Source organism: Mycolicibacterium vinylchloridicum, from assembly GCF_013404075.1.
In the GTDB taxonomy this organism is placed as follows: domain Bacteria; phylum Actinomycetota; class Actinomycetes; order Mycobacteriales; family Mycobacteriaceae; genus Mycobacterium; species Mycobacterium vinylchloridicum.
This window is the reverse complement of record NZ_JACBJQ010000017.1, coordinates 33,420-54,008: the sequence shown is the minus strand read 5'-3', so window position 1 is coordinate 54,008 and position 20,589 is coordinate 33,420. Positions and strand designations below refer to the sequence as shown.

Annotated in this window: 22 protein-coding genes; 11 read left to right on the top strand and 11 right to left on the bottom strand. The window is 67.5% G+C overall.

From position 1 onward, the window contains the following. Positions 1-6: 6 nt before the first annotated feature. The 6 genes from HPC46_RS16010 to HPC46_RS15985 form a co-directional block, all read right to left on the bottom strand. A complete protein-coding gene (locus HPC46_RS16010) occupies positions 7-603 on the bottom strand; it encodes a suppressor of fused domain protein (RefSeq protein WP_179471522.1) in 597 nt (198 codons plus the stop codon). Next, the gene (locus HPC46_RS16005) at positions 604-1,776 is read right to left on the bottom strand and encodes an ABC transporter ATP-binding protein (RefSeq protein WP_179471520.1); all 1,173 of its coding nucleotides are present in this window, start codon (positions 1,774-1,776) and stop codon (positions 604-606) included. Between the two features lie 10 nt (positions 1,777-1,786). Beyond that, positions 1,787-2,623: a carbohydrate ABC transporter permease gene (locus HPC46_RS16000; protein ID WP_005146923.1), complete on the bottom strand. Its 837-nt coding sequence runs from the start codon at positions 2,621-2,623 to the stop codon at positions 1,787-1,789. Further along, positions 2,623-3,570: a carbohydrate ABC transporter permease gene (locus HPC46_RS15995; protein WP_179471518.1), complete on the bottom strand. Its 948-nt coding sequence runs from the start codon at positions 3,568-3,570 to the stop codon at positions 2,623-2,625. The genes HPC46_RS16000 and HPC46_RS15995 overlap by 1 nt, the downstream gene beginning before the upstream one ends. Beyond that, positions 3,567-4,979, bottom strand: coding sequence for an ABC transporter substrate-binding protein (locus HPC46_RS15990; RefSeq protein WP_179471516.1), 1,413 nt, complete (start codon positions 4,977-4,979; stop codon positions 3,567-3,569). Before HPC46_RS15990 ends, HPC46_RS15995 begins: the two co-directional genes overlap by 4 nt. A gap of 175 nt (positions 4,980-5,154) precedes the next feature. Next, positions 5,155-5,673: a general stress protein gene (locus HPC46_RS15985; protein WP_005146930.1), complete on the bottom strand. Its 519-nt coding sequence runs from the start codon at positions 5,671-5,673 to the stop codon at positions 5,155-5,157. 107 nt (positions 5,674-5,780) lie between these two features. Here HPC46_RS15985 and HPC46_RS15980 point away from each other — a divergent pair, with 107 nt between their 5' ends. Both HPC46_RS15980 and HPC46_RS15975 read left to right on the top strand, forming a co-directional pair. Further along, the gene (locus tag HPC46_RS15980; RefSeq protein WP_179471514.1) at positions 5,781-6,401 is read left to right on the top strand and encodes a DUF4190 domain-containing protein; all 621 of its coding nucleotides are present in this window, start codon (positions 5,781-5,783) and stop codon (positions 6,399-6,401) included. 4 nt (positions 6,402-6,405) lie between these two features. Further along, positions 6,406-6,903, top strand: coding sequence for a DUF4190 domain-containing protein (locus tag HPC46_RS15975; RefSeq protein WP_179471512.1), 498 nt, complete (start codon positions 6,406-6,408; stop codon positions 6,901-6,903). A 3-nt stretch (positions 6,904-6,906) separates the two neighbouring features. Here the strand turns inward: HPC46_RS15975 and HPC46_RS15970 are convergent, their stop codons facing one another. Further along, on the bottom strand, positions 6,907-7,875 hold the full coding sequence (locus tag HPC46_RS15970) for an HpcH/HpaI aldolase/citrate lyase family protein (RefSeq protein WP_179471510.1): 969 nt from the start codon (positions 7,873-7,875) through the stop codon (positions 6,907-6,909). A 24-nt stretch (positions 7,876-7,899) separates the two neighbouring features. Between HPC46_RS15970 and HPC46_RS15965 the strand changes: the two genes are divergently transcribed. The 4 genes from HPC46_RS15965 (at position 7,900) to HPC46_RS15950 (ending at position 12,274) form a co-directional block, all read left to right on the top strand. Beyond that, on the top strand, positions 7,900-9,207 hold the full coding sequence (locus tag HPC46_RS15965) for a magnesium transporter MgtE N-terminal domain-containing protein (RefSeq protein ID WP_179471508.1): 1,308 nt from the start codon (positions 7,900-7,902) through the stop codon (positions 9,205-9,207). Then, positions 9,204-9,758 (top strand): DUF1003 domain-containing protein, encoded by a 555-nt coding sequence (locus tag HPC46_RS15960; protein ID WP_179471506.1) that lies wholly within the window; start codon positions 9,204-9,206, stop codon positions 9,756-9,758. Before HPC46_RS15965 ends, HPC46_RS15960 begins: the two co-directional genes overlap by 4 nt. A 91-nt stretch (positions 9,759-9,849) precedes the next feature. After that, complete coding sequence (locus HPC46_RS15955; RefSeq protein WP_179471504.1) at positions 9,850-11,079, top strand: lytic transglycosylase domain-containing protein; 1,230 nt, start codon at positions 9,850-9,852, stop codon at positions 11,077-11,079. A 22-nt stretch (positions 11,080-11,101) separates the two neighbouring features. Further along, the gene (locus HPC46_RS15950; RefSeq protein ID WP_179471659.1) at positions 11,102-12,274 is read left to right on the top strand and encodes an Mrp/NBP35 family ATP-binding protein; all 1,173 of its coding nucleotides are present in this window, start codon (positions 11,102-11,104) and stop codon (positions 12,272-12,274) included. Positions 12,275-12,334: 60 nt separating this feature from the next. On the opposite strand, the gene tatB is transcribed toward HPC46_RS15950, so the two are convergent. The 4 genes from tatB to sigE all read right to left on the bottom strand — a co-directional run bounded on the left by tatB (position 12,335) and on the right by sigE (position 15,613). After that, a complete protein-coding gene (gene tatB / locus HPC46_RS15945; protein WP_179471502.1) occupies positions 12,335-12,739 on the bottom strand; it encodes a Sec-independent protein translocase protein TatB in 405 nt (134 codons plus the stop codon). A gap of 4 nt (positions 12,740-12,743) precedes the next feature. Then, positions 12,744-14,240 (bottom strand): serine protease HtrA, encoded by a 1,497-nt coding sequence (htrA, locus tag HPC46_RS15940; RefSeq protein ID WP_179471500.1) that lies wholly within the window; start codon positions 14,238-14,240, stop codon positions 12,744-12,746. 79 nt (positions 14,241-14,319) lie between these two features. Then, positions 14,320-14,724: an anti-sigma E factor RseA gene (rseA, locus tag HPC46_RS15935; RefSeq protein WP_179471498.1), complete on the bottom strand. Its 405-nt coding sequence runs from the start codon at positions 14,722-14,724 to the stop codon at positions 14,320-14,322. A 115-nt stretch (positions 14,725-14,839) separates the two neighbouring features. Beyond that, positions 14,840-15,613, bottom strand: a complete 774-nt coding sequence (gene sigE / locus HPC46_RS15930) for an RNA polymerase sigma factor SigE (protein WP_407665510.1) — start codon at positions 15,611-15,613, stop codon at positions 14,840-14,842. Positions 15,614-15,821: 208 nt separating this feature from the next. Here sigE and HPC46_RS15925 point away from each other — a divergent pair, with 208 nt between their 5' ends. The 5 genes from HPC46_RS15925 to HPC46_RS15905 all read left to right on the top strand — a co-directional run bounded on the left by HPC46_RS15925 (position 15,822) and on the right by HPC46_RS15905 (position 20,580). Next, complete coding sequence (locus tag HPC46_RS15925; protein WP_179471494.1) at positions 15,822-16,490, top strand: O-methyltransferase; 669 nt, start codon at positions 15,822-15,824, stop codon at positions 16,488-16,490. Between the two features lie 428 nt (positions 16,491-16,918). Further along, positions 16,919-17,350 carry a hypothetical protein gene (locus tag HPC46_RS15920; RefSeq protein WP_179471492.1) on the top strand — a complete coding sequence of 144 codons (432 nt, stop codon included), beginning with the start codon at positions 16,919-16,921 and terminating at the stop codon, positions 17,348-17,350. 71 nt (positions 17,351-17,421) lie between these two features. Beyond that, complete coding sequence (locus tag HPC46_RS15915; RefSeq protein WP_179471490.1) at positions 17,422-18,099, top strand: TetR/AcrR family transcriptional regulator; 678 nt, start codon at positions 17,422-17,424, stop codon at positions 18,097-18,099. After that, entirely contained in the window at positions 18,065-18,988 is a 924-nt protein-coding gene (locus HPC46_RS15910) for an ABC transporter ATP-binding protein (RefSeq protein WP_179471488.1), read from the top strand. Before HPC46_RS15915 ends, HPC46_RS15910 begins: the two co-directional genes overlap by 35 nt. Continuing rightward, the gene (locus HPC46_RS15905; protein WP_179471486.1) at positions 18,985-20,580 is read left to right on the top strand and encodes an ABC transporter permease; all 1,596 of its coding nucleotides are present in this window, start codon (positions 18,985-18,987) and stop codon (positions 20,578-20,580) included. The genes HPC46_RS15910 and HPC46_RS15905 overlap by 4 nt, the downstream gene beginning before the upstream one ends. Positions 20,581-20,589 lie beyond the last annotated feature (9 nt).

The following is a 20,589-nucleotide window of genomic DNA, read 5'->3' as shown; positions in this document are numbered from 1 at the left end:
GCGGCCTCAACCCGGCTGGGCCGCACGGCGATTCGGGTCCAGCACGTCGACACCGTCGTCGAGCCAGGCCTGCCGCATGGCCTGGGCACCTTTGAGCCGTACCCACGCCGCCTCGGTCTGCGTCACGGGTGTCGCCGCCAAAAAGTGCACCGGGTCCCGCGGCGGTTCCAGAGGCAGGTCGGCGATCGCCGAATCGCCGAGCAGCACAGCGGTGAACGCGGCACCCTCCCACAACGGCGCAGACAGATCGATCAGCGCATCGGCGACCAGCACGACGCCTTCGACGGCCGGTGTCGCCGCCACCACGGCAAGACTGCGGGCCAGCCCAGCAGTGGGGACGGTGGCGCGCAGCGTGAGCACCACCTCGGCCCTCGGGCCACGCAGCGGGTCGGCGACACCGGACGCCGCCTCGGTCATCGGATGCCGTGAACACCCAAGCGTCACATAGTGAGCCACGCCGCTGCGGTCCGGCCCGAACCGCAACACCTCGAGGCGTTCGAGTCCCAGGAACGTGACGCTGGCCGAGTCCGGCTCGGCGTCGATGCCTGACCGGGTGAAGTGGCCGCGCACGTGTGCGCGGACCTGATCGGTGGGTTGGGTCACTTAGGCCGGCGGCGGGATCGTGAGATTCACGCCGGTGTCGGCGTCGAAGATCTGCACCTTGGTGGTGTCGAACGCCAGCTCGATGGTCTGGCCGAGCGTCGCCGTGGACTCCGCGGAAAGCCGTGCCACGAACTCGTTCTCACCAGCGCCGGAGTCCGCGGCCAGCTCGGCCAGCTGAGCCGACTTCGCACCGTCGCCCGAGGTCGCGAAGTACACGTACTTGTCGGCGCCCAGCGATTCGACCAGATCGACCTTGACCTCGAAGGTCAGCGCGCGGATGCGCTCATAGGCATCGAGCAGCGCGGCGTCCTCGAAGTGTTCGGGCCGGACGCCGACGATGACGTTGGCGGGCTTGGGATGCCGGCCCACCACATCGGCGACCTCCTGGCTCAGCGTCACCTCGCCGAACGGCAGACGCAAACCCATCTCAGACAGGGTCGCCGGGAAGAAGTTCATCGCCGGTGACCCGATGAAGCCGGCCACGAACAGGTTCGCCGGCCGCTCGTAAAGCTCTGCGGGAGTGCCGATCTGCTGTGCCTCGCCGGCACGTAACACCACGACCCGGTCGCCGAGCGTCATCGCCTCGGTCTGATCGTGCGTGACGTACACGGTGGTGGTGCCCAGCCGGTTCTGCAATCGGGCGATCTCGCCGCGCATCTGAACGCGTAGCTTGGCATCCAAGTTCGACAACGGCTCGTCCATCAGGAACGCCTTGGGCTGGCGTACGATCGCACGGCCCATCGCCACCCGCTGCCGCTGCCCGCCGGACAACTGTGAGGGCTTGCGGTCCAAGAGTTCGGACAGATCAAGGACTTTCGCCGTTTCCTCGACCTTCTGGGCGATCTCCGCCTTGTTCATCTTGGCCAGCGTCAGCGGGAACGCGATGTTCTGCCGAACAGTCATGTGCGGGTAGAGCGCGTAGGACTGGAAGACCATCGCGATGTCGCGATCACGGGGCGCCTTCTCGTTGACCCGGCTGCCGCCGATGCGCAACTCCCCGGAGCTGATGTCCTCCAGCCCGGCGATCATGTTGAGCGTGGTCGACTTGCCGCAGCCGGACGGGCCGACCAGGATGACGAACTCGCCGTCGGCGATCGTCAGGCTGAGGTCCTTCACGGCGACTGCGCCGTCCGGATAACTCTTGGTGACTCGGTCCAGGACTATCTCGGCCATCGAAACCTCACTACCCCTTCACCGCGCCGGAGGTCAGCCCGGCGACGATCCGTCGTTGGAAGATGAGAACGAACACGATGATCGGCACCGTGATGACCATCGCGCCCGCGGCGATAGAGCCGGTCGGCTCCTCGAATTGTGAACTGCCGGTGAAGTTCGCGATGGCCACCGGCGCGGTGATCGCGGCATCGGTGGCGGTCAGCGACAGCGCCAGCAGCAGGTCGTTCCAGGCGAAGATGAACACCAGGATGGCAGCCGTCACGATGCCCGGCGCGGCCAGCGGCGCGATCACCCGGCGAAACGCCTGAGCCGGCGTGGCGCCGTCCATCTTGGCGGCCTTCTCCAAATCCCAGGGGATTTCCCGGAAGAACGCCGACAGCGTGTAGATCGCCAGCGGCAGTGCGAACGTGATGTACGGAATGATCAATCCGGGCCAGGTATCGAACAATCCGAGCCGGCGTTCGATGTTGAACAGCGGTGTCACCAGCGATATCTGGGGGAACATCGCGATCAGCAGCGCCGCACCGATGAGCGCCTTCTTGCCCCTGAACTCCAGCCGGGCCACGGCATAGGCCGCCATCCCGCCGATGACCACCGCGATAACGGTGGTGATCAGCCCGATGCCGATCGAGTTGATCAGCGCGGAGCTGAACGCGTCGCCGCTGAAGATGCCCTTGTAGTTGTCGAAGGTGATCTGCGACGGAATCAGCTTGCCGTCCTTCACGGTTGACGTCGGCTTCAGGGACAGACTCAGGATCCACAACACCGGGAACAGTGCATAGATCACCACGACGGCGTCGATGACGATCCAGCTCGCCGCGCGCCGGGCGCCAACCCGCTCAGACATCAGCGCACCTCGTTGTCAGTGCCCGGCGCCGATGCACCGAACAGCTTGATGTAGATGAACGCGATGACGGCCACCGACAAGAACACCAGCACGCTGATCGCCGATCCGAGGCCGATGTTGAACGCCTTGAACAGGTTGTCGTAGCCCAGGATCGATACCGAGGCGGTGTCGTTGGCGCCGCCGGTCAGCACATAGATGTTGTCGAAGATGCGGAACGCATCGAGCGTGCGGAACACCAGCGCAACCAGGATCGCCGGCTTGATCAACGGCAGCGTCACCTTGATCAGCCGGGTCCACGGGCCGGCCCCGTCCACCTGTGCGGCCTTGAGCAGATCCTCGGGCACCAGCGCCAGCCCGGCCAGTAGCAGCAACGCCATGAATGGGGTGGTCTTCCACACCTCGGCCAGAATGATGATGGCCAGCGACGGAATCTGTTGCGTCAGTGGCGCACTGCCGTCGGGAAGCAGATTGGCGAGATACCCGGTGCCCGGCGTCCAGGCGTAGTACCAGCTGTAGGAGGCCGCAACCGTGACGACGCCGTAGGGGATCAGGATCGCCGTGCGCACCAACCCCTTGCCGAAGATGGTGCGGTGCATGACAAGTGCGAGTGCCATGCCCAGCACGAACTCGATCGCGACCGAGATCACCGTGATGACGGCGGTGACGACGAACGCCGTCCACCAGTACTTGTCGGTCAGGATCGTCTGGTAGTTCTCGAACCAGATGAACTTGGTGTCGGCCGGGCTGGCGAGGTTGTAGCGCTGCAGGCTCAGCCACACCGCGTACACGATCGGGTACGCGGTCACCGCGAGCATCAGCACGACCGCAGGTGTGATCAGCAGATAGGCCAGCTTGCGCTGCGACCGGCGGTCGTCGCTGCGGGCCGCAGCATTGGCCGCGCTGGGGGCCGCAGCATTGGCCGGAGTGCGGGGCGTCGCGGCGGTCATGGGATCAGTCCCTTGCCGTCGATCGCCTTCTGCACCTGATCGGTGAGTTCATCGGCCGTCTTCTCCGGATCGATCTGGGTGATCGGGGCCAGCGTGGCCGAGATTCGTGTCGACACCGCCTGATAGTTCGGTGTCGCCGGGCGCACCGCGGCGGTGGTCAGCTGATCGCGGATGATCGCGTACTGCGGGTATTTCTTCTGGAACAGCGGGTCGGAATACAGCGACGTGCGCACCGCGGGCAGACCGCCCTCGATCGAGGTGTACTTCTGGTTCTCCAGATTCCGGATGCACCGCACCGCCTCGAACGCCTCGGCGGAATGACGAGTGGTCTTGGCCACCGCGAGATTCAGCCCGCCCAGCGTCACCCGGGTGGGCTGACCCGGGATCACACCCGGGTACGGAGCGAACCCGAACACCTCCTTGGCGGCGTCGAAGGCGACGGTGAACTGGTCATCGGTCGGCGAGAAGGTGCCGGCGTCGTTGATGCTTCCGGCCAGTTCCGGCTTCTCGCCCAGCGGCAGGAACGGCACACCGCCCTTGACGGCGTTCTCCAGCATCGAGGCGAACACGAACGGCCAGTTGACCTCCAGCGCCGCCTTGCCCTGTTCGAGCGCCAGCCGCGCGGTGCCCTCGTCGGTCTGGGTGACCGACGGATCGGCGCCCGGGGCGGTGGCGACCGCCTTGATGATCTGCAGCGCCTTGATGGTTGCGGCCCGGTGCTCTGCGGTGTCGGTCAGCGTGACCCGTTTGCCGTCATCGGAAAGCACCTGTCCCCCAGCACTTTCCAGCAAAGTATTGAACCACACCACCAAGCCCTCGTACTGCTTCGCCTGCACCGCGATCCAGCTGGGCTTGCCCTCGGCATGCAACCGAGTCGCCTCGGCCACCATGCCGTCCCAGGTGTCGGGCGGGGGCGCCACCAAATCAGCTCGGTACCAGAGTAATTGGGTGTTCGTTGTAACCGGTGCGGCGTAAAGCTTGTCCTGCCACCTGGCGGTCTCGAGCGGTCCGGGCAGCGTGTTGTCGTTGGCGTCCGCCTCGGCCCGTCCGGCGGGATCGTCGGACAACGGCAACGCCCAGCCCGCTTCGGCGAACTCGGCGGTCCACACCACGTCCAGTGCCATCACGTCGAGCGTGCGGTCGTTTCCGGTCAGCCTGCGCGCCAACTGCAGCCGTTGATCGTCGGCGGCCTTGGGCAGGCTGCGCTGTTCGATCCGAAATCGGCCGCCGAGTTCGTCGTTGCATCGTTTGGCGACGGCGGTGAACGTCGCAGTCTCGCTGGCCGGTGTGTAGAAACTGACGACGACGCCATTCTCACCGGAGCCGCAGGACGAGACCAGAGATGCGCATGTCAGAGCGGCTACCGCGGCCGCGCCCACCCGTCGAGTGCGTGCGCCTGGGCCAGCCATCGGCAACCGCCTCCCGTCTTCTCGACACGTGCCGCAACGGTCCGGGTTTCGGGGCACGCTGCATCACGGCAGGGGATTACCCCGCGGGCAAACCGTAGAACTCCGGCGGCGTGATGTGCAACACTTCCACGCCGTATGCAGCCCAATCGTGACCGCTGAATGCCGCGACGAGGGCCTAAATCGTCAAGCGCGCCAGCATGTCCCGCGCCTTTTCTGCGCTCTGCGGATCACACAAGACGTCGTACCGGCCCGCCACCAACTGCATGGTCGAGCTGAAATCCCTTGTCCCACGGGCCATCGCGTACGGCACGGCCGACGTGATCAGTCCGAAGATCACGCCTGCGATCACGCCGGTGATCAGCGACGCCCACGGGTTGGGGCTGAAGAAGCCCAGCACCAGGCCGATGAAGATGCCGAGCCAGGCGCCGGTGATCACGCCGCCCCCGAGCACTTTGGGCCAGGACAGCCGGCCGGTGACCCGCTCGACCTGCATCAGATCGACGCCGACGATGGTCACCTGCTGCACCGGAAACTGCTCGTCGGACAGATAGTCGACGGCCTTTTGCGCCTCGGCGTAGGTGGGATAGGAACCGATCGGCCAGCCCTTGGGAGGGGTCGGTAGGCCCACGGGCCCGCGACGCGACGCTGACGCGGACGCGCCGCCCGGGTTCTGGCTCTGGAAGGGACTGGTCATAACTACACATTCTCCTGTCGTGCGCGCCATTTGTCGCGTGGCTGCCACCAGCCTGCCCGACGGCAAGCCAGTCCCGCGCCACCTGCACATACGCTAGGTTGATCAGCATGACAGCTTCCGGCGGCGACTCCGGCGAAAAGCCGCAGAACGCAGGCGATCAGGGGCCCTCCGAAGGGACCTACGAAGCCCCGTCGCTCGAGAAAAACCCGACACCGTCCGGCTACGAGGCCGCCCCGTCCGGTTACGAGCCGTCCCCGCCGGCCTACGAGGCCCCCAGCGTTTTCCCGCCGCCCTATCCCGAGCCCAGCTATCCGCCGCCGGGCTACGCCCCGCAACCGGGTTACCCGCCGCCGGCCCCCGGTGGCTACGGAGCGCCCGGCTATTCGGAGCCGCCGCCGTATTACCCGCCCCCGCAAGGCGGCGGATATCCCCCGCCACCTCCGCCGCCGCAATACGGCGCCGCGCCCTACCCGGGTGTCGGGTACGGCTATCCCCCGCCGGCCACGGGCACGAACACGTTCGCGATCGCGTCGCTCGTGTCCTCGGTCATCGGCCTGTTGTGCGGCATCGGCGCGATCATCGGGATCGTGCTCGGCATCATTGCGCTCAACCAGATCAAGCAATCCCCGCAAAGCGGTCGCGGCCTGGCCATCGCCGGGATCGCGGTGGGCGCCGTATCACTGGTCCTCAGCTTCTTCATCTGGTTCGGATCGATGGCCTGGAACTGACGCGATGACCAAGCCCCCGCTGCCCGATGGCACACCGCCGCCCGTCGACCCGTTCACCCCGGTCGACTATCCGGCCAACTACCCGCAGCAACCGCCGCCGGGATACCCGACGCCGTACCCGCCGTATCCGGCGCCATCGGCTTACCCGCCACCGACGGGCTACCCATACCCGCAGCCCGGCTACGGCGGCTACCCGGGCTACCCCGCCGATCCTTACGATCCGTACCGGCCGGCCAAACCCCCGGGCACCAACGGCAAGGCCATCGCAGCGCTGGTGACCTCGCTGGCCGGCCTGCTGCTGTGCGGGCTGCCGTCGATCGCGGGGATCATCCTCGGGATCATCGCGATGCGGGAGACCAAGCGCACCGGCCAGGACGGCTTCGGACTCGGCGTCGCCGGTGTCGCGATCGGCGGCGTCGTCGTCGCCCTCTACCTGCTCTACTTCGTGTTCATCGTCATCGTCGCGGCCGGCACCGCGTCATCGCCCGACTACTACCCCTGACTACTAGGCCGGCGGCACGAACCGCTCGCCTCCGCGCGTCATCCCCGCCGCCCGGCCCTTGCCCGCGATCACCAGCGCCATCTTGCGGCTCGCCTCATCGAGCATCTCGTCGTCGAGCATCACCGCCCCGCGGGAACCGCCTGCCTTGGACGTGTGCCATTCGTACGCTTCGAGAATCAGCTCGGCACGGTCGTATTCAGCCTGCCGAGGACTGAAGATCTCATTGCCCGCGGCGATCTGATCGGGATGCAGCACCCACTTGCCGTCGTATCCCAGTGCCGCGGCGCGACCGGCCACCCGCCGGAACGCATCGACATCGCGCACCTTCAGATACGGTCCGTCGATCGCCGCGATCCCGTGGGCCCGCGCCGCGACCAGGATCGTCATCAGCACGTGGTGATACGCGTCGCCGACGTCATAGCCCTCGGGCTGCTCGCCCACCACCAAGGTGCGCATGTTGAGGCTGGCCATCAGATCAGCCGGGCCGAGCACCAGCGCCTGCACCCGCGGAGCCGCCGCGATCGCGTCGATGTTGGTGAGCCCCTTGGCATCCTCGATCTGGGCATCGATCCCGATCCGGCCGACCGGCAGGCCGTGCGTCAGCTCGAGCTGGGTGAGCAACAGGTCCAGTGCGTGGACATGGCTGGCGTCGGTCACCTTCGGCAACACGATGACATCGAGATGGCCGTCGCGCGCGGATGCGACCTCCGACACCACGTCGATCACATCGCCGTGCGTCCACGGCGTGGTCCAGTCGTTGACCCGCACACCGCGCAGCTGACCGGCCCAGCCCGGGCTTGCCAGCGCCGCGCCGACCTGTTTGCGGGCCTGCGCCTTGGCATCTGGCGCGACCGCGTCCTCCAGGTCGAGGAACACCTCGTCGGCAGGCAGCGCCTTGGCCTTCTCGATCATCTTGGGATTGCTGCCGGGAACCGACAGGCACGTTCGACGGGGTCGATAAGCGTTCTCCACGCTTACACTCCTACCCTTTGAGTCATGGCGTCGGTGAACAGGGTGTACGCGGCGCGGCTGGCGGGGCTGGCCGTGCTCGGACCGGACGGTGAATCCCTCGGCCGGGTGCGAGACGTCGTGATCAGTATGAGTATCGTGCGCCAGCAGCCGCGCGTTCTCGGCCTGGTGGTCGAATTGCTCACTCGCCGAAGGATTTTCGTTCCCATCCTGCGGGTCACCGCCATCGAACCCAACGCGGTGACGCTCACTACCGGCAACGTGTCGCTGCGTCGCTTCGCGCAGCGTCCCGGCGAGGTCCTGGTGCTCGGCCAGGTACTGGACAGCCGGGTCCGCGTGGACGATCCCGAGATTCCCCAGATGGCCGGCGTCGACGTGGTGGTGGTCGATCTGGGCATGGAGCAGATCCGCACCCGCGACTGGGTGGTCACCCGCGTCGCCGTGCGCAGCCACCGACGGCTGGGCCGGCGATCGACGGTGCAGGTGGTGGATTGGGACAATGTGCAGGGGCTCACCCCGTCCGCGCTGGCGATGCCGGGCCAGGGGGTGGCCCAGCTGCTGCACCAGTTCGAGGACAAGCGCCCGATCGAGGTGGCCGACGCGATCCGCGACCTGCCGGCCAAGCGCCGCACCGAGGTGATCCAGGCGCTCGACGACGAACGGCTGGCCGACATCCTGCAGGAGCTGCCCGAAGACGACCAGACCGTGCTGCTGTTGCAGCTGGACACCGAACGCGCCGCCGACGTGCTGGAGGCGATGGATCCCGACGACGCCGCCGACCTGCTCGGAGTAATGAATCCGACCGAGGCTGAAGTGCTGCTGCGCCGAATGGATCCCGAGGACTCCGAGCCGGTGCGGCGACTGCTGAGCCACTCGCCCGATACCGCCGGTGGTCTGATGACCTCCGATCCGGTGGTGCTCGCCCCCGACACCACCGTCGCCGAGGCGCTCGCCCGGGTGCGTGATCCCGATCTGACGCCGGCGTTGGCGTCGCTGGTGTTCGTGGTGCGCCCGCCAACCGCCACCCCCACCGGCCGCTACCTGGGCTGCGTGCACCTGCAGGCGCTGCTGCGCGAACCGCCCGCCAACCTGGTCAGCGGCATCGTCGACACCGACCTGCCCAGCCTGGTGCCGGAGACCTCGCTGGCCGGGGTGACGCGATACTTCGCCGCCTACAACCTGGTCTGCGGTCCGGTGGTCGACGAGCAGAGCCACCTGCTGGGCGCGGTGTCCGTCGATGACGTGCTCGACCATCTGCTGCCCGACGACTGGCGGGAAAGCTTCGAGGATCCGCACCTGTCCCACCAGGTGACCAGCGCAGAGGGGACGACATGAGCGACTCTGCGCGCCAGCGGCTCGACACCCCGCGCACGTCGCGGGGGCCGGTATTCAACCTCGACCCGGAGGCGGTCGGCCGGTTCAGTGAGTCGATCGCCCGCTTCCTGGGCACCGGGCGCTATCTGCTCTGGCAGACGATCCTCGTCATCGTCTGGATCGCGCTGAACCTGTTCGCGGTGAGCTTGCAGTGGGACCCCTACCCATTCATCCTGCTGAACCTGGCGTTCTCCACCCAGGCCGCCTACGCGGCGCCCCTGATCCTGCTGGCCCAGAACCGCCAGGAGAACCGGGACCGGGTCGCGCTCGAGGAAGACCGCCGGCGCTCCGAGCAGACGAAGGCCGACACCGAATTCCTGGCCCGTGAGCTCGCGTCACTGCGGCTGGCGGTGGGCGAGGTGGCCACCCGCGATTACCTGCGTCGCGAGCTCGAAGAGATCCGCGAGTTGCTGGAGACGCTGCAATCCGACGCCGGAGCCAAGGTCAAGAAGGACAAGACCAAGAAAGCCAGGGCGGTCGCCGACCCGATCGTCGAGGAAGCGAGCCCGTGACAAAGGTGACCATTGGATACCACTGAGGTCACAAAGGTATGTATGGTGACTTGGTTCACAAGGGCAGGCTTTTCTTGTTGAGGACGGACGAGTGGGCATAGGACACCGCGTCGCCGGGTTGGTGCGGAAACCTGCGTTCGGGATTGCTGTACTCACGCCTGTCGTGCTCGCCGGCGCCGTTGGCGCGGCCCCCGACCTTCCCCATCCCCCGGTCGTCGGCACCGAAGTCACGCCGCTGGCCGCCGTCTCGCCGCAGACCGACACCTCTGGTGTCACCGTCGTCGCACTTGCCAAGCAGCCGAGCAACTTTCACTTCGCCGCGGCGACGCCATCGGTCCCGCCGCCGGCCATCGTGGTGAGCTCCCCGGGATCCATGCGGATCCCCGCGGTGGCGCTGGCCGCCTACCGCAATGCCGAGCAGGCCATGGCTTCCACCGCACCAGGCTGCGGGCTGAGCTGGAACCTGCTGGCCGGCATCGGGCGCATCGAGTCCGGGCACGCCAACGGTGGCGCCACCGACGCGCGCGGCACCGCGATCAATCCGATCTACGGCCCGACGCTGGACGGCAGCCTGTCGGGCAACGAGATCATCGTGCAGACCGTCCAGGCCGGGCGGCCGGTCTATGCCCGCGCGATGGGGCCGATGCAGTTCCTGCCCGGCACCTGGTCGCGCTACGCGGCCGACGGCGATGGTGACGGCAAAGCCGACCCGCAGAACGTGTACGACGCGGCGCTGGCCGCAGCGCGCTATCTGTGCAGCGGTGGTCTGAATCTGCGCAACCAGTCGCAGGTGTTGACCTCGATCCTGCGTTACAACAACTCGATGGCTTACGCCCAGAACGTGCTGGGCTGGGCCGCCGCCTACGCCACCGGCGTCGAACCGGTGAATCTGCCGCCGATCGTCGGACCGGTACCGGCGATGGGCGATGCGCACCTGGAGAACCCGGAGGGCCTGGGCCCGGGCCTGCCGCTCAATGCGATCGGCCTGCCGTCCACCGATCCGCTCACGCAGATTCCGCTGATCAACCTCGGCAACTCCGAGACCGCCGGATCGCTGGCGCTGGGCCCGCTGCCCGGACCGGCAAGCGCCCTGCCCGCGCTGCCCTGCCAGGTGATCTGCCTCGGAACTCAGGCGCCGCCGCCGGTCGCGGTCGACGCCGCGCCCGAGGCTCCGGCACCCTGGCCGCCCCCGTGGCAGCCGCCGTGGGCGATGCCGCCGCCACCCCCGGCGCCCGAGCCTGCTCCGGAATTGATTGCCCCCGCGGCGGCCCCTGCCCCGCTGCCGGCTGTGCACGGCGCACTGCCGGGACCGGTCGGCTAGAGCTCCTCGTGGTCGGAGCGCGCTGCGCGTCCGCCTAGACTCGGCGCTGATGTCCGAACAGAACTCCGAGCTGCAGTCCAAGGTGCGCGCGGCGCTGGCCAAGGTGATCGATCCTGAGCTGCGCAAGCCCATCACCGAGCTCAACATGGTCAAGAGCATCGCTGTCGGCGACGACGGCGCCGTGCACGTCGAGATCTACCTGACGACGTCGGCGTGTCCGAAGAAGACCGAGATCAGTGAGCGGGTCACCCAGGCCGTCGCCGATGTCCCCGGCACCGCCGCGGTGACGGTCGCGCTGGACGTGATGAACGACGAGCAGCGCACCGAACTGCGCAAGCAGCTGCGCGGCGACGCCGCCGAACCGGTGATCCCGTTCGCCCAGCCCGGCTCGCTGACCAGGGTGTACGCGGTCGCCTCCGGTAAGGGCGGGGTCGGCAAATCCAGCATGACGGTCAACCTCGCCGCCGCGCTGGCCGCCCGCGGATTGTCGGTCGGCCTGCTCGACGCCGACATCTACGGCCACTCGGTGCCGCGGATGATGGGCACCACCGACCGCCCCACCCAGGTCGAGTCGATGATCCTGCCGCCGGTCGCCCATGAGGTGAAGGTCATCTCGATCGCCCAGTTCACCCAGGGCAACGCCCCGGTGGTGTGGCGCGGTCCGATGCTGCACCGCGCGCTGCAACAGTTCCTGGCCGACGTGTACTGGGGCGATCTGGACGTGCTGCTGCTGGATTTGCCGCCGGGCACCGGCGACGTGGCGATCTCGGTGGCTCAGCTGATCCCCGGCGCGGAGATCCTGGTGGTGACGACCCCGCAGCTGGCGGCGGCCGAGGTGGCCGAACGCGCGGGCGCGATCGCGCTGCAGACCCGCCAGCGCATCGTCGGCGTGGTGGAGAACATGTCCGGGCTGCTGATGCCGGACGGCACCACGATGCAGATCTTCGGCGAAGGTGGCGGCCGGCAGGTCGCCGACAGTCTCACCCGGTCGGTCGGCGCCGATGTGCCGCTGCTGGGCCAGGTTCCGCTGGATCCGGCCCTGGTGTCGGCCGGTGATTCCGGAGTGCCGCTGGTGCTGTCGGCGCCGGACTCGGCAGCCGGCAAGGAATTACGCGGTATCGCCGACAAGCTCGCCGCGCGGCGACGCGGGCTGGCCGGGATGTCGCTGGGCCTGGATACGACCAGGCACCTGTAATTGCGATTTCGGCGCGAAAACCGCCGCTGAGCGAACGTAAACGCGCCGAAATCGCTGAGACTATGTCGCGTCGGCGTCGAACGGGGCCGGGGTTCCGGGCGGCAGCGGTTCGGGTGCGGGCTTCGGCGGTGCCGGCTGCGGACCACCGGCGCTATGCGGCTTGTCGGGCGTCTCGAAGGCTTCTTTGATCCACGAGTCGTCACCGTCGAGCAGGTGCTTGGTCAACGCCGCGCGCGGCGTCATACCCCGCAGCTTCTGCAGCTCGGACAGCGGCTGGCGGAAGTCCTCGAACTCAGGCCCGAGATCCTCGCGGAGCTGGCTGGTCGCGCCGCTGATGTAGTCCCGGGCCTGCCGCAGCGAGTTGGATGTCCAGCGGATCGCGCCCGGCAGTCGTTCCGGGCCGAGGATCACCAGCCCGACGACGACCAGCAGGAGCATTTCGCCCCACCCGACGTTGGCGAACATCGCGTCAGTTGTCCGGCGCGGGGTTCACCGTCAGCGTGACCTTGCGGCCGTCACGGATGACCTCGATCGGGGCGTCCTGGCCGATCTTGAGCTGGCGTATCGCGACCGCGAACTCGTCGGCGTCGGCCACCGTGCGGTTGCCGACCTTGACGACGATGTCGTTCTCGAGGATGCCGGCCTTCTCGGCGGGACTGCCTGCCTTCACGTTGGCCACCTGGGCGCCCTGCGCGAGGTCGTTGCTGACCGAGCGCGCCGACAGGCCGAGCGTGGGGTGCGAGACCTTACCGTCCTTGATCAGCGCCTCGACGGTCCGCTTGACCTCGTTCACCGGGATTGCGAAGCCAAGACCACTTGCGCTGTCGGACAACGACTTTCCGGCGGTGTTGATGCCGATCACTTCGGAGTTCATGTTGATCAGCGGGCCACCGGAGTTGCCGTGGTTGATCGAGGCGTCGGTCTGGATGGCGTCGATGACGGTGTCGGTGTCCGAACCCTCGCCGGACAGCGGGACGGGCCGGTGCAGCGCGCTGATGATGCCGTGGGTGACGGTGCTGCGCAGACCCAGCGGGGCGCCGGCGGCGATCACCTCGTCGCCGACGTGGACCTTGTCGGAGTCACCGAACCGGGCCACCGTCAGATTGTCGACGTTGTCCACCTTGAGCACGGCAAGGTCGGTCTTCGGGTCGCGGCCGACCAGGTTGGCCGGTACCGCCTTGCCGTCGTTGAACACGACCGAGATCTTGAACTTGCTCGGGTTGGTCGCGGCGTCGGAGATGACGTGGTTGTTGGTGACGATGTAGCCGCGGCCGTCGACGACGACACCGGAGCCCTGGGCACCCTCGTCGTCACTGACCGCCTCGATCGTGACGACCGAGTCCGCCACCGACGCGGCGACCTTGGCGAACCGGCCGGGGGGCACCTCGCCGCTGCTGTTGGTGGCCAGCGACACCTTGGATGTGGTGAAAGCTTCGACGACCTCGGCGGTCTTGCGGCCCACCCAGCCGCCGGCGAAACCGATCAGCAGCGCGACGATGCCCAGCACCGCCAGCGAGACGTAGGACACCCGACCGCCGAAGAGCACCTCGCGGACGCCGAGCTTTCCGGTGGGGCCCGCTGCCACGACGGGTGCGGCCTGCGGCAGCGCCGGTGTGCCCAGCCCTGCGGCGGCCGCCGGGTCGCGCCAGGGATCGTCGGGCTCGTCCGAATCGTCGTTGCCGGCGTCCAGCGCCCCGGCGTCGGCGGGGTGGCGCTGCAGCGACTCACCGGCGCCGGGCGGGCGGCCGAACGCTTCACCGAGCACCGGGTCCGGCGGACGGTCCTTGGGCTGGAATTCGACTTCGCCGCGGAACTTCGCCGGGCGCAGCTCCTCGGCGACGAACGAGCCATCGACCCCCTTGGGGCGCCCGAAAGTGCGGGTGGCTGCCGGGTCGACCGCGGGCCGCGAAACGGGCCGCGGAGCCAGGCGGGGGCTGCTGCCGGAGTTGTCCTGATTGGAGCTCAAGTTCAACCTCTATCCAAGCGCTCAGCCGCGAGCGCGCGCGATGGGACCGAGCACGAGGCTGCTCGACTTCACATCCACCCTACCGGCGCTTACGCCGATCGCGGTCTGAGCCGTCAGCTAACTGATCGGCGAGTCCGGGGGCGGGCCCCACCGGTTCATCCGGCGTCGACTGTGGGATCTGCGACAACAGCCCCAACAGGCTGCTCGGCATGCTGATCGGCAGCGAATCACGCAGCGCGGTACGGGCCTGGGTCTGACCCTCGACCTCGGCGGCGCACTCCGCGCACAGCGACAAGTGATGCGCGGCGCGCAGGTGGGCATTCATCCGCAGCTCGCCGTCGACATAGGCGGCGATGGCCTCGGTGGACAGGTGCTCGGTCGAGCCGAATTGGCGCGGTGCGCCGACGGGGGCGTCGCTCTGGGAGGCGAACTGGGAGGGAAGCCAAGAGAATGCTCGACGGAACATGTGTCCACGGTCGACCATCACTGCGCTCCTCTCGGTCGCGTCAATTTTTCGCGCCGCTAGGTCGAATGTAGCGCGCGCAGCGCCAGACGACACGACAAGACAGCCACTTTGTCCGCAACCCGGAACGGACGGGCTATGCCGATTCGGCGGTGAAGTCCGCCATGCCCCGCTGGCCGGAGTGTGTCGCGAGGTAATCACGCAGAGCCTGCCGACCACGGTGGATGCGGCTTCGCACGGTCCCCAGCTTGACGCCGAGCGTCGCGCCGATCTCCTCGTAGGACAGACCTTCGATATCGCACAGGACCACTGCCGCACGGAATTCCGGAGCCAGCGAATCCAGCGCGGCCTGCAAGTCGGCGCCAAGTCGGGAGTCGTGGTAGATCTGCTCGGGGTTGGGCTCGTCGGCAGGCACCCGGTCGTAATCCTCGGGCAGGGCCTCCATGCGGATGCGACCGCGGCGGCGGACCATGTCGAGGAACAGGTTCGTGGTGATGCGGTGCAGCCAACCCTCGAACGTGCCGGGCTGGTAGTTCTGCACGGAGCGGAACACCCTGATGAAGGTCTCCTGGGTGAGGTCCTCGGCGTCCTGCTGGTTGCCCGACAGGCGATAGGCCAGCCGGTACACCCGGTCGGCATGCTGCCGCACCAACTCATCCCAGGACGGCATGGCCGTCCGGTCGCCGGTGGCGTCGAACACCGCGGTGCCCTGCAGTTCCTCGGACGGTTCAACCCATTCCATCTCGCCGTACTGCTCGGCGTGCGACATGTGGGTCGGAGCCATCAATGTGGTGGTCGTCGGATCCTCCTGGTCGATCTGCGAAGACCGCTGACTGCCGTCGATCGCATCAAGGGACACAACACGAGCGCGTTCAGGCATATTCCGCGACCAGCGTGGCCCTTGTTCCATGCCCGCTACCGTTCCCCAAACCTGTGTGGAGCTGATTTGAGCTAACTAAGGTTTGAGTAAGAAATGCTTTCGTTATCATTTCGTGCCCTGATCTGACGCCTTTCGCCCGGCGCGTCGAACTTGACGGGCGACGATCCGCGCCCCGGACCCGCCGGCCGGACGGGCGCGCCTCCCAAACGGCGATCCGGTTGGCTCTACGCTGCTGAGAATGGCCACCACCGAGGACGAATCAGGCCAACTGGAGCCCAGTCGCGCCGACCGGATCCTCGCCCACGCCGAGGGTTCGATCTCCGAAGACGCCATCGTCGCAGCCGCCCGGGAGCGGGCCGTCGACGCAGGCGCCGGAGCGGTGACGCCCGCGGTCGGAGCGCTGCTCAGCGTGTTGGCGCGCTTGTCGGGCGGCAAAGCGGTCGTCGAGGTGGGCACCGGCGCCGGCGTGAGCGGGCTGTGGCTGTTGTCGGGCATGCGCGAGGACGGCGTGCTGACCACCATCGACATCGAGCCCGAGCATCAGCGCACCGCCAAACAGGCGTTCACCGAAGCCGGGATCGGGCCGTCACGGACCCGCCTGATCGCCGGACGGGCCCAGGACGTCCTGACCCGGCTCGCCGACGAATCCTATGACCTGGTGTTCCTCGATGCCGCGCCCGCGGATCAGGCCGAATTCGTGGTCGAGGGGGTGCGACTGCTCCGCCCCGGTGGCGTGATCGTCGTGCACCGGTCGGCTCTGGGTGGCCGCGCCGGGGACCCGGCGGCCAACGACGCCGAGGTGATGGCGGTCCGAGAAGCGGCCCGGCTGATCGCCGAGGACGAGCGGCTCACCCCGGTCCTGATTCCGCTCGGTGACGGGATTCTGGTCGCGGCGCGCGACTACTAGGTCACGCCCCCACGTCGGCATCGCCCGGGAAGGCTGATTTCCGACGAGTTCGGGTTCAAGTTTGCTGATACTCGCCGTCGGTGCGCACTCGAGAACACTCATCCGCTGCACCGCGCACGCCAATTCGGCTTCCACCGGTGCCCGTCAGATGATTTTCTCAGCAGCGAATAATTTGCCATGTGCACCACTAATGGAATTCCAGCAAATTTCTCGTGGGAAAGTTTATCGCGTCACTGGATAAACAAGATCTAAATCCGAGATGGCGTCGGGATCAAGAATCGCAGTTATCGAACAATATCGGCTGACATGCAATAACCTCGCTGCATACGCAGTCGGCGCCACCCCAAAGGTGATGTGTGGCAATGACATTGCGTGGATGTTTCAAACTGGCCGGCGGCGGCTACATAGCGAGATCGAAGGGGGGACTCATGGATCCGCGACTCAGCCTCGTGATGGTGACGGTATTGGTCGTGCCCTTCATCCTCTGCGGAATTGCCGCACTGGGTCTCGACCTCTCGCAAAGTCGACGCGACCGTCGGGAGCGGGTCGTCGCACGCTGGGGCGAGCTGCGCATCACCGAGAGTTTTCTGATCGTCGGCTACGACCGGAACGCTCCGAGAATTCCGCTGGCGGGCCTGAGTGTCCGCATCGCGGAAACCGGCTCGCCGTCCGCCGGGCCGGACGCGCATCTGGTCCACCTGACCGTCACCGGCGACGACGGTGAGTCCGTCCAGCGCACTCAGCGTTACTCCGACGGCGCGCTGACCGCGGCCCGGATGTTCGAGATCATGTTCAACCGGACGAACACCGCCGCTGTCGCGCCCGCCGTCGAGGCATCCGCCCTGCGTTGGGCCGCCTGACCGAACTCCCGTTGAGCTCACCCGGGGTCGATGCTTGACGTGTGATTGAACGAGTGTTTAGCATCCTAAACATGCGTTCAACCGATCTGACGACAGCCGCGAGGATCCGCGACGCGGCCATCGAGCAGTTCGGCGCCCACGGCTTCACCGTCGGGGTGCGCGTGATCGCCGAAGCCGCAGGGGTCAGCCCCGGGCTGGTCATTCACCATTTCGGCTCTAAGGACGGCCTGCGCAAGGCGTGCGACGACTTCATCGCCGAAGAGGTCCGCAGCGAAAAGTCCGAGACCATCCGCTCCACCGACCCGGCCACCTGGCTGGCTGCCGCCGCCGAGATCGAGTCGTTCGCGCCGATGATGGCCTACCTGGTACGCAGCATGCAGTCCGGTGGCGAGCTGGCCAAGAACCTGTGGCGCACGATGTTCGCGAACGTCGAGAGCTACCTCGACGAGGGCGTGCGGGCCGGCACGGTGCGACCGAGCCGCGACCCGGCCGCCAGGGCCCGATACCTCGGGATGGCCGGCGGCGGGGCATTCCTGCTCTACCTGCAGCTGCACGACAACCCGACCGACTTGCGGGCCGTGCTGCACGACTACGCCAACGAGATGATGCTGCCGGCGCTCGAGCTGTACACCGAGGGCCTGCTCACCGACTCGACGATGTTCGACAGCTTCGCCGCCCACGGCGAGATCGTGACCAACCTCGAGGGAGGACCAGATGGCGATGGCACCGACACCGACGGCGCGCACTGACACCGCCGCCGTCGAAATCCAGGGACTGGTAAAGACTTTCGGCCGAACCCGAGCCTTGGACGGCATGGACCTGACCGTCAGACCCGGCTCGGTCGCCGGCTTCCTCGGGCCCAACGGCGCGGGCAAGTCCACCACCATTCGCATCCTGCTGGGCCTGCTCCGTGCCGATGGCGGGCACGCGCGACTGCTCGGCGGCGATCCGTGGCACGACGCGGTGACGTTGCACCGGCGGATCGCCTACGTGCCGGGTGACGTGACGCTGTGGCCCAACCTCACCGGCGGGCAGGTCATCGACTTTCTGTGCGGTCTGCGCGGCGGGGCCGACCCGCGGCGCCGCGACTGGCTGATCGAGCGGTTCGAACTGGATCCGCACAAGAAGGCCCGCACCTACTCCAAGGGCAACCGCCAGAAGGTTGCGCTCGTCGCCGCATTCGCCACCGATGCCGACATCTACATCCTCGATGAGCCCACCTCAGGTCTCGATCCGCTGATGGAGAACGTCTTTGTCCAATGCGTGCAAGAGGTAGCCCGTCGCGGCGCCGCGGTGCTGCTGTCCAGTCACGTCCTGGCCGAGGTCGAAAAGGTCTGCGACACAGTCACAATCATCCGTGCTGGGCGCACGGTGCAGTCCGGATCGCTGGCCCAGTTGCAGCACCTGATGCGGACCACCGTGACCGCGCGCACCCATCGCGACCCCACGGTGGTGAGCCGATGGCCGCACCTGCACGATGTGAGCATCCGCGACGGGTGGGTCCGGTTCACCGTCGGCCGCGATGCGCTGGACCCCACCATGGTGCACCTGACCCAGCTGGGCATCATCGACCTGACGGTCACGCCGGCGTCGCTCGAAGACCTGTTCCTGCGCGAATACCGGACGCCGCAACCATGATCGCCACCACGGCCGCGCCCGCGTCATCCACGCTGACCGGGACCGTCCCACTCGTCCGATTCGCGTTGCGCCGCGACCGGATTCGCCTGGCGGTCTGGATCTCGTCACTGACCCTGATGATGGTGTACGCCCCCAACGCGATCAAACTCGCCTATCCCGACGAAGCGCAGCGTCAGTCGCGGGTCAATCTGCTCAAGACACCGGCTGGAATCATGTTGGGCGGCCCGATGTTCGGCGGCAACGAGACCGACCTCGGGGTCATGATGGCCAACGAGTTGACCCTGACGCTGATCGTCGCGGCCTCGATCCTGGCGGTCCTGACCGTCATCCGCCATACCCGTGCCGAAGAGGAAAGCGGCGCAGCCGAATTGATGCTGTCCTCGATCGTGGGCCGGCATGCCCATACCGTCGCCGCGCTGATCGTTGTCGCCCTGGTGAACTCCGTGCTGACGGTGACGATGACCGTCGCCATGGCAGCCAGTGGCTTTGCCGTAGCCGACACCGCGGCGATGGTTCTGGGAATCACCGCGGTGGCCACCGTGTTCGGTGTGCTCGCGGGACTGTCTGCACAACTGTGGCGCCAGTCCAGAACCGCTACCGGCGCGACCCTGGCGGCTCTGGCCACCGCCGCGCTGGTGCGCGGGGCCGGTGATGTGATCGACAACTCCGGCAGCGCGCTGAGCTGGCTCTCCCCCATCGCCTGGGCACAACAGATGCGCCCGTTCGTGGACCTGCGCTGGTGGCCGCTCGGGCTGCTGGCCGCACTGACCGCCGTGCTCGTCACTGCCACGCTCGCGCTTGAGCGCCGCAGGCAGTATGACGAAGGTGTGCTGGCGTCATCGGGCGAGCGCAGCCGAGCCCGGCCCGTGGGTGGGGTGTTCGGATTGCAGCTGGTGCTCCAGCGAGGCATGACGGTGGGCTGGGCTGTCTCCTTGCTGATCGCGGGCGCGGCCTTCGGCTCGATGACGAAGTCATTGCTTGACGCGGCGGACGACAACCCCCTGCTGGCGCGGGTCCTTTCGGCGCAGGGTACCGACGGTGTCTACACCACGATGACGCAGTTCCTGGCGGCGGCGACGACGGCGTACGTGGTCAGCGTGGTGGTGCGGCTGTACCGCGACGAGGAGTCCGGCATCGCTGAGGCCGTGCTGGCGGGATCGGTGTCGCGCTGGACGTGGCTGTTGTCAGCGGTCGGCGCAGCGCTGACCGGTGCGGCGATTCTGCTGGCGTGCGCGAGTCTGGGCAACGGCCTCGGCGCGGGTCTGACGCTGGGAGAACCGCAGGCGATCGTGCGGCTGATCCTGGCCGCGCTGGCGTTCCTGCCCGCGATGGCCGTGGTAGCCGGCATCGCCGCGCTTGGTGTCGCGCTGCGCCATCCCGGAATCGGCTGGCTGGCAGTCACCTTCGTCGTCGCCGCGCTGTACCTTGGCGCGCTGCTCCGGTTGCCGCGCTGGCTCATCGATGCCTCGCCGGTGGGACGCATCCACGCCCCATCGTCGATTTCCGTTGTGTCGCTTGCCGTCATGGTGGTCATCGCCGTCGCCGTCACGCTGACTGCCGGGTTTGTCTACCGGCGCCGCGATGTCGTGTGAGGAGTGCTG

Excerpts from the sequence above, each read along its gene's own strand:
- HPC46_RS15920 (WP_179471492.1), top strand. The coding sequence starts at position 16,919 with ATGGATCCGCGACTCAGCCTCGTGATGGTGACGGTATTGGTCGTGCCC.
- HPC46_RS15995 (WP_179471518.1), bottom strand. The coding sequence starts at position 3,570 with ATGACCGCCGCGACGCCCCGCACTCCGGCCAATGCTGCGGCCCCCAGC.
- HPC46_RS15960 (WP_179471506.1), top strand. The coding sequence starts at position 9,204 with ATGAGCGACTCTGCGCGCCAGCGGCTCGACACCCCGCGCACGTCGCGG.
- HPC46_RS15910 (WP_179471488.1), top strand. The coding sequence starts at position 18,065 with ATGGCGATGGCACCGACACCGACGGCGCGCACTGACACCGCCGCCGTC.
- HPC46_RS15990 (WP_179471516.1), bottom strand. The coding sequence starts at position 4,979 with ATGGCTGGCCCAGGCGCACGCACTCGACGGGTGGGCGCGGCCGCGGTA.
- HPC46_RS15925 (WP_179471494.1), top strand. The coding sequence starts at position 15,822 with ATGGCCACCACCGAGGACGAATCAGGCCAACTGGAGCCCAGTCGCGCC.
- HPC46_RS15905 (WP_179471486.1), top strand. The coding sequence starts at position 18,985 with ATGATCGCCACCACGGCCGCGCCCGCGTCATCCACGCTGACCGGGACC.
- HPC46_RS16005 (WP_179471520.1), bottom strand. The coding sequence starts at position 1,776 with ATGGCCGAGATAGTCCTGGACCGAGTCACCAAGAGTTATCCGGACGGC.
- HPC46_RS16000 (WP_005146923.1), bottom strand. The coding sequence starts at position 2,623 with ATGTCTGAGCGGGTTGGCGCCCGGCGCGCGGCGAGCTGGATCGTCATC.
- tatB (WP_179471502.1), bottom strand. The coding sequence starts at position 12,739 with ATGTTCGCCAACGTCGGGTGGGGCGAAATGCTCCTGCTGGTCGTCGTC.
- HPC46_RS15980 (WP_179471514.1), top strand. The coding sequence starts at position 5,781 with ATGACAGCTTCCGGCGGCGACTCCGGCGAAAAGCCGCAGAACGCAGGC.
- sigE (WP_407665510.1), bottom strand. The coding sequence starts at position 15,613 with ATGGAACAAGGGCCACGCTGGTCGCGGAATATGCCTGAACGCGCTCGT.
- HPC46_RS15915 (WP_179471490.1), top strand. The coding sequence starts at position 17,422 with ATGCGTTCAACCGATCTGACGACAGCCGCGAGGATCCGCGACGCGGCC.
- HPC46_RS15985 (WP_005146930.1), bottom strand. The coding sequence starts at position 5,673 with ATGACCAGTCCCTTCCAGAGCCAGAACCCGGGCGGCGCGTCCGCGTCA.
- rseA (WP_179471498.1), bottom strand. The coding sequence starts at position 14,724 with ATGGTCGACCGTGGACACATGTTCCGTCGAGCATTCTCTTGGCTTCCC.
- HPC46_RS15965 (WP_179471508.1), top strand. The coding sequence starts at position 7,900 with ATGGCGTCGGTGAACAGGGTGTACGCGGCGCGGCTGGCGGGGCTGGCC.
- HPC46_RS15975 (WP_179471512.1), top strand. The coding sequence starts at position 6,406 with ATGACCAAGCCCCCGCTGCCCGATGGCACACCGCCGCCCGTCGACCCG.